We start from the raw sequence: 14,831 nt of genomic DNA, 5'->3' as shown, positions 1-14,831 counted from the left end.
GTGAGAGTCTTGAGCACCTTGGACGAAGAGCAGTCACGGATGATGGAGGCGGAGTCGGATCTCGAGCCCCGCGTGGGCCCGATCCCCAAGGGGGAGCCGTACTTCCACCCTTACCACCACCCCGCCGCGGGATGGGGCGCAGCCAAGAGCGTGACCAAATTCCTGCTGGACGAGGGAACGCTGATCGAGGGCCCCCGGGCCATCATGAAGATGAACCACGAGAACGGTGGTTTCGACTGTCCCGGATGTGCGTGGCCGGATGACACCAAGGGCCTGAAGCTCGACATCTGTGAGAACGGAATCAAGCACGTCACGTGGGAACTGACCCACAAGAGGGCCAACCGCGAGATGTTCGCCCGCCACACGGTGAGCGAAATGCACGAGTGGAGCGACTTCAAGCTGGAGGACCAGGGCCGGCTCACCGAGCCCATGGTCTACGACGCGGCCACCGACCACTACGTGCCGATCTCCTGGCACGAGGCGTTCGAGCTGGTCGGGCGTCACCTGCGCAACCTGGAGAACCCCAACCAGGCGTCGTACTACACCTCGGGCCGGCTCGGCAACGAGGCGACATTCCTGTACCAGTTGATGGCGCGTGAGCTGGGCACCAACAACCTGCCCGACTGCTCCAACATGTGCCACGAGGCCAGCGGACGCGCCCTGACGGCGTCCCTCGGCACCGGCAAGGGCACGGTCGACCTGAAGGACTGGGAGGCCACGGACGCGCTGTTCATCCTCGGCGTCAACGTCGCCTCCAACGCGCCCCGCATGCTCACGTCGTTGACCGAGGCGTTCGACCGCGGCGCGCAGGTCGTGCACATCAACCCGTTCATCGAGGCGGGCGCCACGAAGGCGATCATCCCGCACGACTTCATCGACATGGCCACCTTCCACGCCACGCGGACCAGCACCCTGGACCTCCAGGTGCGCGTCGGCGGCGACATGGCGCTGCTGCGGGGCATGGCCAAGGCCGTGCTGGAACAGGCGAAGACCGACCCCAAGGCCATCGACACCCAGTTCATCAACCGGCACACCGTCGGCTTCGAGGAGTACCGGGCGCTGTGCGAGGCCACACCGTGGGAGGAGCTGGAGCGCCAGTCCGGGCTCAGCCGCGCCGACATCCTCAAGGCGGCGCGCATCTACGGCGACGCCGACCGCTCCATCATCAGCTGGTGCCTGGGCGTCACCCAGCACGAGCACGGCGTGGACACCGTCCGCGAGATCGTCAACCTGCTGCTCCTGCGCGGCAACCTGGGCCGTGAGGGCGCGGGTCCCTCGCCGGTGCGCGGGCACAGCAACGTGCAGGGCAACCGCACCTGCGGCATCGACCACCGCCCGGAGCCGGAGTTCCTGGACCGGCTGGCCGAGGTCTGCAAGATCAACCCGCCGCGCGAACACGGCCTCGACACCATCGGCACCCTCCAGGCGATGAACCGGGGTGACGTGAAGGTGTTCATCGGCATGGGCGGCAACTTCGCCCTCGCCGTGCCCGACTCGCCGTTCAGCTACGAGGCGCTGCGCAACTGCGAGCTCACGGTCCAGGTCAGCACCAAGCTGAACCGCAGCCACGTGGTCCACGGCAAGGAGGCGCTGATCCTGCCCTGCCTCGCCCGCACGGACAAGGACCACCAGCGCAACGGCGTGCAGAGCATGTCGGTCGAGGACTCGATGAGCATGGTGCACCTGTCGGTCGGCATGAAGCGGCCCGCCTCCAAGCACCTGCTGTCCGAGCCCGCGATCATCTCCGGCATGGCGCGCGCGGCGCTGCCCTCCAGCCCCACGCCGTGGGAGTGGTACATCGAGGACTACGACCGCATCCGCGACACCATGTCCGAGGTGCTGGACGGCTTCGAGGACTTCAACCGCCGGGTCCGGCTGCCGCTCGGCTTCCGGATCAAGCAGCCCGCCCGCGAGCTGATCTTCCTCACGGAGTCCGGCAAGGCGGAGTTCTCCAGCCCCAAGCTGCCGGACGTGGTGCCCGCGCCGGGCATGCTCGCGCTCGGCACCATGCGCTCGCACGACCAGTGGAACACCACGATCTACTCCGACAACGACCGCTACCGCGGCATCAAGAACCTGCGTGAGCTCGTCTTCATGAACGAGGACGACATGCGCGAGCGCGGGATCTCGGAGTTCGACCCGGTGAACATCGACGCCACGGCGAAGGACGGCAGCCACCGCTACCTCGACGGCTACCTCGCCATCCCGTACGACATGCCGCGCGGCTGCGCGGCCGGCTACATGCCCGAGATGAACGTGCTGATCGCGCTGTGCGACTACAGCACCCAGAGCGACCAGCCGCTCATGAAGCACGTCAAGGTGCACATCACCGCGGCGACCTGACCGCCGAGGTCACGGCGCACGAAGAGCGGGCCCCCTCCACGGACGGAGGGGGCCCGCTCTCTGTGCGGTGTGCGCCGTGCTCAGTGGCCGGCCGGGATGTGGTGGACCGCGATGCGCTTGCTGAAGACCCAGTAGGTCCAGGCCTGGTAGACGATGATCAGCGGGGCGAAGATCGCCGCGACGATCGTCATCACCGTCAGGGTGTAGGACGCGGACGAGGCATTGGCGACCGTCAGCGACCAGGCGGGGTTCAGCGTGGACGGCATGACCTCGGGGAACAGCGTCAGGAACAGCATGGCGAACGACGAGACCACCGTCAGGGCGGAGAAGACGAACGCCCAGCCCTCCCGGCCGATCTGGTTGAAGAACAGGGCCACGAGCAGCCCCGCGAACGCCACGATCATGACGCCGAGGCTCTGTCCGTTGCCCGAGTTCGCCTGCGTCCACAGCAGGAACGCCAGCAGCAGCAGGAGCGAGGCCAGGCCCAGCACGGGCACCAGCTTCCGGGCCCGCGCGCGGATCTCACCGTCCGTCTTCAGCGCCGCGAAGATCGCGCCGTGGCAGGTGAACAGCACCAGCGTGGCGAAGCCGCCGAGGATCGCGTACCCGTTGAACAGGTCACCGGGCGTGCCCACGTAGGACTTCTGGCGGTTGATGGCGACGCCCTGGACCATGTTGGCGAAGATCACGCCCCACAGGAACGGGATGATCACCGAGGTCCAGAAGGTGACTTGCTCCCAGCTGAGCTGCCACCGCATGCTGTCGCGCTTGGCGCGGTACTCGAAGGACACCCCGCGCGCGATCAGGCACAGGACGATGATCAGCAGCGGGATGTAGAAACCGCTGAACAGGGTGGCGTACCAGTCCGGGAAGGCCGCGAAGGTGGCGCCCGCGGCCGCGATCACCCAGACCTCGTTGCCGTCCCACACGGGTGCGATCGTGTTGATGAGGACGCGCCGCTCGGTTCCGTTGCGGGCCATCGTCTGGGTGAGGACACCGACCCCGAAGTCGAACCCCTCGAGGAAGAAGTAGCCGACCCACAGGAGGGCGATCAGGATGAACCAGAGATCGTAGAGATGCATGGCGATCCGTCCTCAGTAGGCGATCGAGAGGGGCTTGTCCTGGTCGTCCGGGGACATCCGCAGGCTGGGGTCCTTGGTGGGCGGCCGTTCGTCGACGTCGGGCCCCGGTTTCGCGTACTTGACCATCAGACCGCCCTCGACCACCGCGAGGATCGCGTAACAGACGCTGAGCGCGACCAGCGAGCCGACCTGTGTGCCGACGCTGACGTTCGGCGAGACGGCGGTCGCGGTCTTCATCAGGTGGAACACCACCCAGGGCTGACGGCCCATCTCGGTGAAGATCCACCCGAAGCTGTTGGCGAGCAGCGGGAAGCCCAGGGTCAGCGCGACGATCCGCCAGCTCCACTTGGTGAAGAAGTCGTTCATCTTGATCTTGTCGGTGATCATCAGGTTCGGCGGTTCGTCCTCGCCCGTGCGGAACCTGGATTTCAGCCAGAACTTCTTCCGGGTGAGCCACAGGCCGATCACGCCGATGGTGAAGCTGGTCATGCCGAAGAAGATCATGAGACGGAATCCCCAGTACGTCATGAAGATGTTGGGGATGTAGTCCTCACGGCTGCCGCCGAACTGCCGCACCTGTTCGTCGGCCCGGTCGTTGATGCCGGGCACGGGGGAGTGGAAGTTGCTCTTGGCCAGGAAGGACAGCGCGCCGGGGACCTCCAGGGCGACGTCGTTGCGCCCCTCGCCGACGTTGCCGACCGAGAAGATCGAGAAGGGGGCCGGGCCTTCCGTGTCCCACAGGGCCTCCGCCGCCGCCATCTTCATCGGCTGCTGCTCGAACATGACCTTGGCCAGGCGGTCGCCGCTGAGCGCGGTGAGGATACCGGCGATCGAGCAGACGACCAGGGCCAGCTTGAGCGAGCTGCGCATGGCCGCGATCCGCTTGCGGTTGGTGTCCTTGCCGCGCTTGGCCCGCCACAGGTGGTAGGCGGAGATGCCCATGACGAAGGCGGCGCCCGTGATGAACGCCGCCGTCAGGGTGTGGAAGACCTGCACCAGGGTCGTGTCCTGGAACAGGACCCGCCAGATGTTGGTCAGCCGGGCCTTGCCGTTCACGGGATCGATCCGGTAGCCGACGGGGTGCTGCATGAAGGAGTTGGCGGCCAGGATGAAGTACGCCGAGAGAAGGCTGCCGATGGTCACGATCCAGATCGTCGCCAGGTGGATCTTCTTCGGCAGCCTGTTCCAGCCGAAGATCCACAGCCCGATGAACACGGACTCGAAGAAGAAGGCGATCAGGGCCTCCATCGCCAGCGGAGCGCCGAAGACGTCACCGACGAAGCGGGAGTAGCTCGACCAGTTCATCCCGAACTGGAACTCCTGGAAGATGCCCGTGACCACACCCAGCGCGAGGTTGATCAGCAGGAGCTTCCCCCAGAACTTGGTCGCGTGGAAGTACTTCTCCTTACCCGTCCGCACCCAGGCCGTCTCCAGGCCGGCGACGATGCCTCCCAGGCCGATGCTGAGCGGGACGAAGAGGAAGTGGTAGACGGTCGTCATACCGAACTGCCACCGGGCGATGGTCTCCTGAGCGATTGCTAGTTCCACTACGTCCTTCTCTCGCTCGATCCGGCCGCAATCTGGAATAAAAGGTATCTCTCGGGCATAGTCGCGTCGACTCGGGGAAAGCGGGTACGCGCACCCGCCGAGCGCCGATCGGGTGAGCCGCTCACCGGCGCGATCACCGAAGCGGGAAGCGGCCTGGCACATGCGTGCCGAATGACGCATCTGGGGTCTCAGAAGCGTGCCGGGATGCCTATTTCCGCACCTCGCCCCGAAATGACGGACGGGAATGCATGCGTATTTCTTTATTGCCTGAGGCTTCGTTCCCGAGTCGATTTCCCGTACGTCCCGGTAATCACCTGAGGACGGCGTCCCCGAGCCAGTGCGCGGCCAGCAGCGCGGCCCGCACGTTGAAATCGTCCGCCGGACCGTCCGGCAGCAGCGCGGCGGCCTGGCGCACCCGGTACTGGACCGAGTTGCGGTGCAGGTTCATCGCCTGGGCGGCGGCCGCGTGGCTGCGGCGATGGGCGAGGAAGACCCTCAGCGTCTCCCGCAGGGTGGCGCCGCGCGCGTCGCGCCGGGCCAGCTCCCCGAGCGTGCCCGTCACGAAGTCCCGTACCGCGGGCAGGTCACCCGCCATCAGCGCGACCGGCGCGACCTCGCCGTAGTGCACCCAGTGGGCGGCGCCGCGTGGCACCGCCCCGGTCAGCTTCGTGGCCAGGATCTCCCTGACCTGGGCGGACTGCCGGGCCGACGCCCGGAAGCCCTCCAGGCCGGTGCCCGGCCGCCCCACGGCGGCGTGCAGCACCGTTCCCCCGGGCGCGGCCAGGTCGTCCCGCCACCGCAGCTCGCCCCCGGCGGGCAGGGCCAGCCACAGCCGGGCCTCGCGCTCGTCGGTCGGCACCACCAGCGCCGCACGCGCCCGCAGCACCGCCATGGCGTGGACGCGCACCTCGTCCACGGCGGTGACCAGGTCGAACGACGTCATCGCGCCCACCGGCCACAGCGTGCAGGCGACATGCACCGCGTCCAGCGGGTAGCGCAGCGCCCGCTCGGCGGCCGCGCGGTCCACCGGGCCGCCGCCGAGCAGCGCGCCCACCCACTGCTGGCGCACTCCGCCCTGGCTCGCCACCCACCGCTCCCGCTCCCGCTCGTAGGCGCGGCCCACCTGCTCGCAGATCTGGTCGATGAACAGCGCCGAGCGGCGCACCACGTCGAGGACGAGCGACACCCGGTGCTCGGCGGGCAGGGCGTCGAGGTGGGCGAAGGCGTGGTCCAGCACGCGGGAGTGGCCGATGCGGTAGGCGCGGACCAGCGCCGACAGCGGCACATCGCGCTGGGCCAGCACCCGCGCGTACGCCACGGCCGCGGACGGGGCCTCCAGCAGCTCCGGGTCGAAGTCCTGCTGGAGGAAGTTGAGCCCGGCCACCACGTTCTCGCTCAGGCTCGCCTCCAGCAGGGAGCGGGTGGCGGCATCGTGGTCGAGGGCGTCGATCTGCACGAGGGTCAGCCGGACCAGGTCGGCGATCATCGCCTCCCTCGTCCCGCGCAGTCGGTCGACCAACTGGCTGACCAGGGCCTGTTCTGTCGGCATGACCGCACTGTAGAGGTGCCGGACTGCCGGGCCGGTGTGCTCGGCGCACAAACGGCCCCCCGGATGTTGTGACGCGCGGCCCTCGCCGCCGTGCTCCGGGCGCCCCTACCTTCACCTGGGTCCGCACCCCCCGCCCAGTGAAGGCGTGATCCCCATGGGCTTCATGAAACCCCGGCTGCTCCCCGTCGACGCCGGAACCTACCGCGCCCTGTCCCGCCGCGACCGGCTGGAGGCCCTGACCCGGCACTGGGTCGAGCACGGCTTCGGCAGCCCGGCGGCGGTGTACCTGTTCTACGTCGTCAAGTGCGCGCTCTACGCCGGCGGCGCGGCGCTGGTGATCTCGCTGACGCCGGGCCTCGGACCGGTCACCGAGGTGGCGTCCTGGTGGTCCGAGCCGATCGTCTACCAGAAGCTGATCGTCTTCACCCTGCTGTGGGAGGTGACCGGACTCGGCTGCGGCTCCGGCCCGCTGTCCTCGCGCTTCCTCCCGCCGATCGGCTCCGCCCTGTACTGGCTGCGCCCCGGTACCGTCCGCCTGCCTCCGTGGCCCGGCAAGGTGCCGTTCACCCGGGGCGACCGGCGCACCCTCGCCGACGTGCTGCTCTACGCCGCCGTACTCGCCTCCGGCGTCTGGCTGCTCGGCCGACCCGGCTCGTCCGGACACGGGGGCCTGCTCGACCCGGTGGCCGCCCTGCCGCTCATCGTGACCGTGGCGGTGCTGGGGCTGCGCGACAAGACCGTCTTCCTCGCCGCGCGCGGGGAGCAGTACTGGCTGTCGCTGCTGGTGTTCTTCTTCCCCCACGGCGACATGCTCATCGGCTTCGAGCTGATCATGCTGGCGATCTGGTGGGGCGCGGCCACCTCCAAGCTCAACCACCACTTCCCCTTCGTGGTCGCCACCATGATGAGCAACGCCCCCCTGGTCCCGAACCGGCTCAAGCCCCTCTTCTACCGCGACCACCCGCGCGACCTGCGCCCCTCCCGCCTGTCCTTCCTGCTGGCGCACGTCGGCACCGCCACCGAGTACCTCGTCCCGCTGTACCTGGTCTTCCTCGGCGACGGCGGCCCGTGGACCTGGGCGGCCCTGCTCTACATGGTCGTCTTCCACCTGCACATCCTGTCGACCATCCCCATGGGGGTGCCGCTGGAGTGGAACCTCTTCTTCGTCTTCTCGCTCTTCTTCCTCTTCGGCGCCCACGGCGACCTCACGGTGTGGGACCTCCACTCGCCCTGGCTGCTCGCGGTGATCCTGCCGAGCCTCGTGCTGCTCCCGCTCCTCGGCAACCTCCGCCCCGACCTCGTCTCCTTCCTGCCCGCGATGCGCTACTACGCGGGCAACTGGGCCACCAGCGCCTGGCTGTTCACCGGGGACGCGCTCGACCGGCTCGGATCGGGCCTGACCACCAGCGCCCGGCTCGCCCCGCACCAGATGGTGACCCTCTACGACGCCGACACCGCCCTGCTGCTCGCCGCCAAGGCGGAGGGCTGGCGGTCCATGCACTCCCACGGCCGTGCCCTCAACGGCCTGGTGGAGCGCGTCACCCAGGACCAGGACGGGGTCACCGTGGTGGAGGGCGAGCTGATCGCGGGCTTCGCCATCGGCTGGAACTTCGGCGAGGGCCACCTCCACGACGACCAACTGCTGCGCGCCGTACAGACCCGCTGCGCCTTCGCGCCCGGCGAGGTGCGGGTGATCTGTTTGGAGGGGCAGCCCCTTCACCGGCAGACTCAGTCCTATGAGATCCACGACGCGGCCCTGGGCCTGCTGGAGAGCGGCCATGTCGCGGTGCGCGACATGCTGACCCGTCAGCCGTGGCCCACCGACGGGGCCGACTACCCGGTGTACGACGTACGGTCCGCGCGTCCGGCGGCCGAGCCGCGCCCGCTGGACAGCACCTCATGACCTCGGCCGTCGTGGTCGGCGGCGGGCCCAACGGGCTCGCCGCCGCGGCCCTCCTCGCCAAGGCGGGCCTCGACGTCACGCTCCTGGAGGCCGCCGACGAGGTCGGCGGGGGCACCCGCAGCTACGAGGCGCTGCTGCCCGGCCTGCTGCACGACCACTGCTCCGCCATCCACCCCATGGCCGTCACCTCACCGGCCCTGCGCGAACTGGAGCTGGAGAGGCACGGCCTGCGCTGGCGCCTGCCCGACATCGACTGCGTACACCCCCTCGACGACGGCACGGCCGGCGTGCTGATGCGCTCCGTCACGGAGACCGCCCGTCTCCTCGGCGTAGACGGGGACCGCTACCGGGCGCTCGTCGAGCCCTCGGTACGGCACTGGGACGCGCTGGCCGCGGACACGATGGGCCCGCTGCTGCGCATCCCCTCGCACCCGCTGCTGCTCGCCCGGTTCGGGCTGCCGACCACCCTGCCGGCCACCGCCATGGCCCGGCTCTTCCGCAATCCTCAGACGCGTGGACTGTGGGCCGGGATCGCCGCCCACGCCTTCCGCCCGCTCGGCCGTCCGCTCACCTCGGCCATCGGCCTCGGCATCCTGGTCGCCGGGCACGCGGCGGGGTGGGCCGTCGCCGAAGGCGGCTCGCAGTCCATCGCCGGCGCGCTGGAGAAGGCGCTGCGCGAGTACGGCGGGACCGTTCGGACGGGCGTCCGGATCACCGACCACCGGCAGATCCCGGCCGCCGACGTGACCCTGCTCGACCTCGACCCCGGCCAGGTGGCCGCCATCTACGGCGACCGGCTGCCCGCCCGTACCCGGTCCGCCTACCGGCGTTTCCGCCGGGGCCCCGGCGCCTTCAAGATCGACCTGGCGGTCGAGGGCGGCATCCCCTGGACCCACGACCGCGCCCGGCACTCCGGGACCGTGCACCTGGGCGGCACCATCGACGAGATCGCGCGGGGCGAGCGGGACGTGACGGCCGGACGCATGCCGGAGCGGCCGTTCGTCCTGGTCGGCCAGCAGTACCTGGCCGACCCCGGCCGCTCGGTCGGCGACGTGCACCCGGTCTGGGCCTACGCCCATGTCCCGAACGGCTACACCGGGGACGCCACGGAGGCGATCCTGCGGCAGATCGAACGGTTCGCCCCCGGCGCCCGCGAGCGGATCGTGGGCCTCGGCGCCACCGCCCCGGCCGACTTCGCCGCCGCCAACGCCAACTTCGCCGGGGGTGACATCCTCACCGGCGCCAAGACGGTGCGCCAGCTCGTCCTGGGCCCCCGTCCCGCCCTCGACCCCTACACCACCGGCCTGCCAGGCGTCTTCCTCTGCTCGGCGGCCACCCCACCGGGGCCCGGAGCGCACGGGATGTGCGGGGCGGGAGCGGCGGCCTCCGCCCTGCGGCACCTCGGCGCGGCCTGAAAGGGGCCGGCCGGGTGCCGTCGCGTCAGGCGGCGAGCAGCTCCAGCGTGTCGATCACGCGGTTGGAGAAGCCCCACTCGTTGTCGTACCAGGCGACCACCTTGACGTGGCGGCCGTCGACGCGGGTGAGGGCGGAGTCGAAGATCGAGGAGGCCGGGTTGCCGACGATGTCCGAGGAGACCAGGGGGTCCTCGGAGTACTCCAGGACTCCGGCGAGGGGGCCCTCGGCGGCCGTGCGGTACGCGGCGAGCACCTCCTCGCGGGTGACGTCGCGGGCGACCGTGGTGTTCAGCTCGACGATCGAGCCGACCGGCACCGGCACCCGGATCGAGTCGCCGGACAGCTTGCCGTCGAGGTTCGGCAGGACCTGGCCGATCGCCTTGGCCGCGCCCGTGGTCGTCGGCACGATGTTCACGCCGGCCGCGCGGGCCCGGCGGGGGTCGCGGTGCGGGCCGTCCTGGAGGTTCTGCTCCTGGGTGTAGGCGTGCACGGTCGTCATGAACCCGTGCTCGATGCCCGCGAGTTCGTCCAGCACGGCGGCCAGCGGGGCCAGCGCGTTGGTCGTGCAGGAGGCGTTCGACACGATCGTGTGCAGGGCCGGGTCGTAGGTGTCGCTGTTGACCCCGTACGCCAGCGTCACGTCGGCGCCGTCCGAGGGAGCGCTGACCAGCACCCGCTTCGCGCCCGCGTGCAGGTGGGCGCGCGCGGCCTTGGCCGAGGTGAAGCGGCCGGTCGCCTCCAGCACGATGTCGACGTCCAGCTCGGCCCAGGGCAGTTGCGCGGGCTCGCGCTCGGCGAGGACCTTGATGCGGCGGCCGTCCACCACGAGGGTGTCGCCGTCCACCTCCACCGGACGGCCGAGCCGCCCGGCCGTCGAGTCGAAGGCCAGCAGCCGGGCCAGCCCCGCGGGTTCGGTGAGGTCGTTCACCGCGACGACCTCGAGGTCGCTGTCGCGTTCGAGCAGGGCTCGCAGCACGTTGCGTCCGATGCGGCCGAATCCGTTGATGGCGATGCGCGTCATGAATGGTGTCCCTTCCGTTCGCCATCAGGTTCGCGGGCGGCGCCCGCGCGTGGCAGTGGCAGGAGCGCCAGGGTTCACAAGGATCGCGCCAGGGCTACTCGCCCCTGGCGAAGGTGCGCCGGTAGTCGCTCGGCGTGGTGCCGAGGACGCGCTGGAAGTGCAGCCGGAGATTGGTGCCGGTGCCGAGTCCGACATCCTCGGCGATTCTCTCCACGCTCCGCTCCGAGCGCTCCAGCAGCTCGCGCGCCAGGTCCACCCGGGCCCGCGTCACCCACTGCATCGGCGTGTACCCGGTGTCCTCGGCGAACCGCCGGGAGAACGTACGCGGCGACACCGCCGCGTGCCGGGCCAGCACCTGAAGGCTCAGCGGCTCACCGAGCCGGTGCAGCGCCCACTCGCGGGTCGCCGCGAACCGCTCGCCCAGCGGCTCGGGCACACTGCGCGGCACGTACTGCGCCTGGCCCCCGCTGCGATAGGGAGCCGCGACCAGGCGCCGGGCCGCGTGGTTGGACGCGGCCACCCCCAGCTCGCCGCGCAGCATGTGCAGGCACAGGTCGATGCCGGAGGCCGCCCCGGCCGACGTCAGCACACTGCCCTCGTCCACGAACAGCACGTTCTCGTCCACCCGGACCAGCGGGTACCGGGCCGCCAGGGCGCGCGTGTAGTGCCAGTGCGTGGTGGCCCGCCTGCCGTCCAGCAGCCCGGTGGCCGCCAGCGCGAACGCCCCCGTGGAGATCGCCGCGAGCCGCGCACCCCGCTCGTGCGCGCCGACCAGCGCCGCCACCACCGGCTCCGGCGGGTCCTCCCGGTCCGGGAACCGGTAGCCGGGCACGAACACCACGTCGGCCCACTCCAACGCGGCCAGGCCGTACGCCACGTGGTACGACAGGCCGTCGCCGCCCGCCACCAGACCCGGAGTGGCCCCGCACACCCGCACCTCGTACGGCATGCTCGCGCGGGTCGTGAACACCTGCGCCGGAATCCCCACATCGAGCGGCTTCGCGCCCTCCAGGACGAGAACGGCGACACGGCGACGGCGGGAGGAAGGCACGGTCAGCAGCGTACGCAAGGCATGGCGCGAGGGCGGACGAAACCCCCGCCGGATGACCGACAACCCCCCGATATGCTGCTGTTTTGCCTCTACCGGCCGCCCGTGGCCGCCCTCGGAAGGACCCTCCCTTGGAGTTCCGGCTGCTCGGCACCGTCTCCGTCGACACCCGCCGGGGACCACTGCCGCTCGGCCCCGCCAAGCGCCGCAGCCTGCTCGCGGCGCTGCTGCTCTCGGCCAACACCCCCGTGCCGATCGGCCGGTTGACCGCCTGTCTGTGGGACGACGAGCCCCCGAGCCAGGCGCGCGGTGTCATCCAGGGCCATGTGTCCCGGCTGCGCGCCCTGCTCGCCGAGGGCGACGCGGAGGCGTACGGCGTGGAACTCCTCACCGCCGGGGACGCCTACGCGCTGCGGCTGCCGGAAACCCTGCTCGACGCCCAGCGGTTCGAGGAACTGCTCACCCTCGCCCGCGAACAGCGCGACCCCGCCGACACCGTCCTCATGCTCGGCGACGCCCTCGCCCTGTGGCGCGGCCCCGCGCTCGGCGGAGCCTTCGCCGGACCGCCCCTCCAGGCCGCCGCGCACTCCCTGGAGGAGTCCAGGCTCTCCGCCGTCGAGCAACTGGCCCGAGCGTACGGCCGGTTGGGCGAGCACCATCGGGCGGCCGCCGTACTGCGCACCGAAGCCGTCGCCCACCCGCTGCGCGAGTCGCTGTCCGCCGCGCTGATGACCGCCCTCTACCAGGCGGGCCGCCAGTCGGAGGCCCTGGAGTGGTTCCACCGCACCCGCAGACTCCTCGCGGACGAACTCGGCATCGACCCCGGACGCGAACTCGCCGACGCCTACGGGCTGATCCTGCGCGGGGACCCCGTACCCGAGCTGCCGGCCCCGCATCCGAGTGCCGAGGCCGAACCGCCCCGGTCGCCCGTGCCACCGCGCCCCGCCCTCGTCCCCGCCGAGGCGCACCCCGCCGACCTCCTGCCCCGCGCACCCCGCGGTTTCCACGGGCGAGGCCCGGAACTCGCCGCGCTCGGCCGGGCCGCCGCCGGAGAGGCGCCGGTGTGCCTGGTGACCGGGCCCGCCGGGGTCGGCAAGACCGCCCTCGCGCTGTGGTGGGCCCACCGCGGCGCCGACGCCTTCCCCGACGGACGGCTCTTCGCCGACCTGCACGGTTTCAGCGACACTGGTGAGCCGTCCGTGACGGAGGTGCTGCGTGAGTTCCTGCTCGCCCTCGGCGTGCCGCCGCGCCGGATACCGGAGTCGGCCGCTGCCGCCGCCGCCCTGTTCCGTAGCCTCACCGACCGGCTCCGGCTGCTGGTCGTCCTCGACAACGCGCGCGACTCCGCCACCGTCCGCGCCCTGCTGCCCGGTGGCGCCGACTGCGTCACCGTGGTCACCAGCCGCCACCGCCTGGAGGGGCTCATCGCCTCCGACGCGGCCCGGCCCGTACCGCTCGGCACGCTCGACGCGCAGGACGGCACGGCACTCCTCGCGGGCGTCCTCGGCGAGGAACGCGTCCTGGGTGAACCGGTCGCCGCCCGCAGGCTCGCCGAACTCTGCGGCGGCCTCCCGCTCGCCCTGCGGGTGACCGCGGCCCGGCTCGCCGGACGCCCCCGGTGGTCCCTCGCCCACCTCGCGGACGAACTCGCCGACGAACGCGGCCGGCTCGCCCACCTCGCCGTCGACGACACCGGCGTCCCGGCCGCCCTGCGCCTGACCGTCCAGCAGCTCCCCGGCGAGGCCGCGCACCACTTCGGCCGGCTCGGCCACCACCCCGGCACCCACTTCGACCCGTACACCGCCGCCGCCCTCTCCGGCACCGACCCGCTGACCGCAGGAGGCGCCCTCGAACGGCTCGGCGCCGCCCACCTCGTCACCGAGACCGCGCCCGGCCGCTGGGAACTGCACGACCTCGTACGGCTCTACGCGCGCGGCCTCGACCCGGCCGCCGGCCCCGAGGCACTCACGGGCGTCCTCGACCACTACATCGCCACCGCGCTGGCCGCCGCCGAAACCGCCCAGCCCGGCGGCGAACCCTGCTTCGCGCTGCCGGCGGACTTCCGGCGCCCGGCCGCCGTACGCGACTTCGCGGACCGCGCGGAGGCGATGGGCTGGCTGGCCGCCGAACGCGAGGACCTGGCCCGCGCCGCCACCGCCGCACGGGCCGCCGGCCTGGACGACCGGGCCTGGCGGATCATCCTGCTCCAGTGGCCGCAGGTGGTGTGGCGCTCACGGGACAACTGGTCGCCGCTGCTGCACACCGCCCTGGAATGCGCGCAGGCCGTGGCGGACCCCTACGCCGAGTCCCGCGTCCGCACCCTCCTGGGCTGGGTGCTGAGCGAGGAGGGCCGGCTCGCGGACGCCGTCACCCTCCTGGAACCCTCACCCGCCCTGGCCCGCCGCTGCGGCGACCGCCTCGGCGAGGCCACCGCCCTGATCAACCTCGCCCTGGTCCAGGCCGCGCAGGGCGGATCGGACGCCGCCCTGGCCAACTGCGCCCACGCCGCCACCCTGGCCCGCGCGGAAGGCGGCACCCACACCGAGATGCTCGCGCTGCTGCACCTGTCCCGCATCCACCTGAGCACCGGTCACCCCGAGGAGGCCCTCCGCGTCGCCCGCACGGCCCTGGACCTCGGCCCCGAACACGAGGAAGCGGCCCGCACCTCCCTCCTCCACACCGTCTGCGGCGAGGCCCACCTCGCCCTCGGCGAGGAGACCGAGGCCATACGCCTCCTGGAACGCGCCGCCGACGAGGCGGAGTCCACGGGATACGACGAGGGAGCGGTACGGGCCCTGGAGGCCCTGCTGCGGGTCAGCGGGCGGGCGGACCACCGCAAGCGGCACGAGGACGCGGTACGACGGCTCGCCGCCGAAGATCTCCGGACGCCCTGAGGGCGGCGTCAGAACGGCGTCAGCGGGA

At 71.4% G+C, this 14,831-nt stretch carries 9 protein-coding genes; 4 read left to right on the top strand and 5 right to left on the bottom strand.

Annotated features, from left to right (window positions below):
• The first annotated feature begins 39 nt into the window (after nt 1-39).
• Entirely contained in the window at nt 40-2,343 is a 2,304-nt protein-coding gene (locus tag HEK131_RS16130) for an FdhF/YdeP family oxidoreductase (RefSeq protein WP_217462172.1), read from the top strand.
• Between the two features lie 80 nt (nt 2,344-2,423).
• Here the strand turns inward: HEK131_RS16130 and cydB are convergent, their stop codons facing one another.
• The 3 genes from cydB to HEK131_RS16115 all read right to left on the bottom strand — a co-directional run bounded on the left by cydB (nt 2,424) and on the right by HEK131_RS16115 (nt 6,522).
• On the bottom strand, nt 2,424-3,425 hold the full coding sequence (cydB, locus tag HEK131_RS16125; protein ID WP_217462158.1) for a cytochrome d ubiquinol oxidase subunit II: 1,002 nt from the start codon (nt 3,423-3,425) through the stop codon (nt 2,424-2,426).
• A gap of 12 nt (nt 3,426-3,437) precedes the next feature.
• Entirely contained in the window at nt 3,438-4,973 is a 1,536-nt protein-coding gene (locus tag HEK131_RS16120; protein WP_217462157.1) for a cytochrome ubiquinol oxidase subunit I, read from the bottom strand.
• A 310-nt stretch (nt 4,974-5,283) separates the two neighbouring features.
• The gene (locus tag HEK131_RS16115; RefSeq protein WP_244335835.1) at nt 5,284-6,522 is read right to left on the bottom strand and encodes a PucR family transcriptional regulator; all 1,239 of its coding nucleotides are present in this window, start codon (nt 6,520-6,522) and stop codon (nt 5,284-5,286) included.
• 154 nt (nt 6,523-6,676) lie between these two features.
• On the opposite strand from HEK131_RS16115, the gene HEK131_RS16110 reads away from it, so the two are divergent.
• Nucleotides 6,677-8,425 (top strand): DUF3556 domain-containing protein, encoded by a 1,749-nt coding sequence (locus HEK131_RS16110; protein ID WP_244335834.1) that lies wholly within the window; start codon nt 6,677-6,679, stop codon nt 8,423-8,425.
• A complete protein-coding gene (locus HEK131_RS16105) occupies nt 8,422-9,840 on the top strand; it encodes a phytoene desaturase family protein (RefSeq protein ID WP_244335833.1) in 1,419 nt (472 codons plus the stop codon). The genes HEK131_RS16110 and HEK131_RS16105 overlap by 4 nt, the downstream gene beginning before the upstream one ends.
• Before the next feature lie 25 nt (nt 9,841-9,865).
• Here HEK131_RS16105 and gap read toward each other — a convergent pair whose 3' ends face one another.
• Both gap and HEK131_RS16095 read right to left on the bottom strand, forming a co-directional pair.
• A complete protein-coding gene (gap, locus tag HEK131_RS16100) occupies nt 9,866-10,861 on the bottom strand; it encodes a type I glyceraldehyde-3-phosphate dehydrogenase (protein ID WP_244335832.1) in 996 nt (331 codons plus the stop codon).
• Between the two features lie 94 nt (nt 10,862-10,955).
• A complete protein-coding gene (locus tag HEK131_RS16095; RefSeq protein WP_244335831.1) occupies nt 10,956-11,912 on the bottom strand; it encodes a GlxA family transcriptional regulator in 957 nt (318 codons plus the stop codon).
• Between the two features lie 128 nt (nt 11,913-12,040).
• Between HEK131_RS16095 and HEK131_RS16090 the strand changes: the two genes are divergently transcribed.
• Nucleotides 12,041-14,803: an AfsR/SARP family transcriptional regulator gene (locus tag HEK131_RS16090; RefSeq protein WP_244335830.1), complete on the top strand. Its 2,763-nt coding sequence runs from the start codon at nt 12,041-12,043 to the stop codon at nt 14,801-14,803.
• Nucleotides 14,804-14,831 lie beyond the last annotated feature (28 nt).

It is taken from the genome of Streptomyces seoulensis, assembly GCF_022846655.1.
Lineage (GTDB): Bacteria > Actinomycetota > Actinomycetes > Streptomycetales > Streptomycetaceae > Streptomyces.
This window is presented reverse-complemented; position numbering and strand designations above follow the sequence as displayed.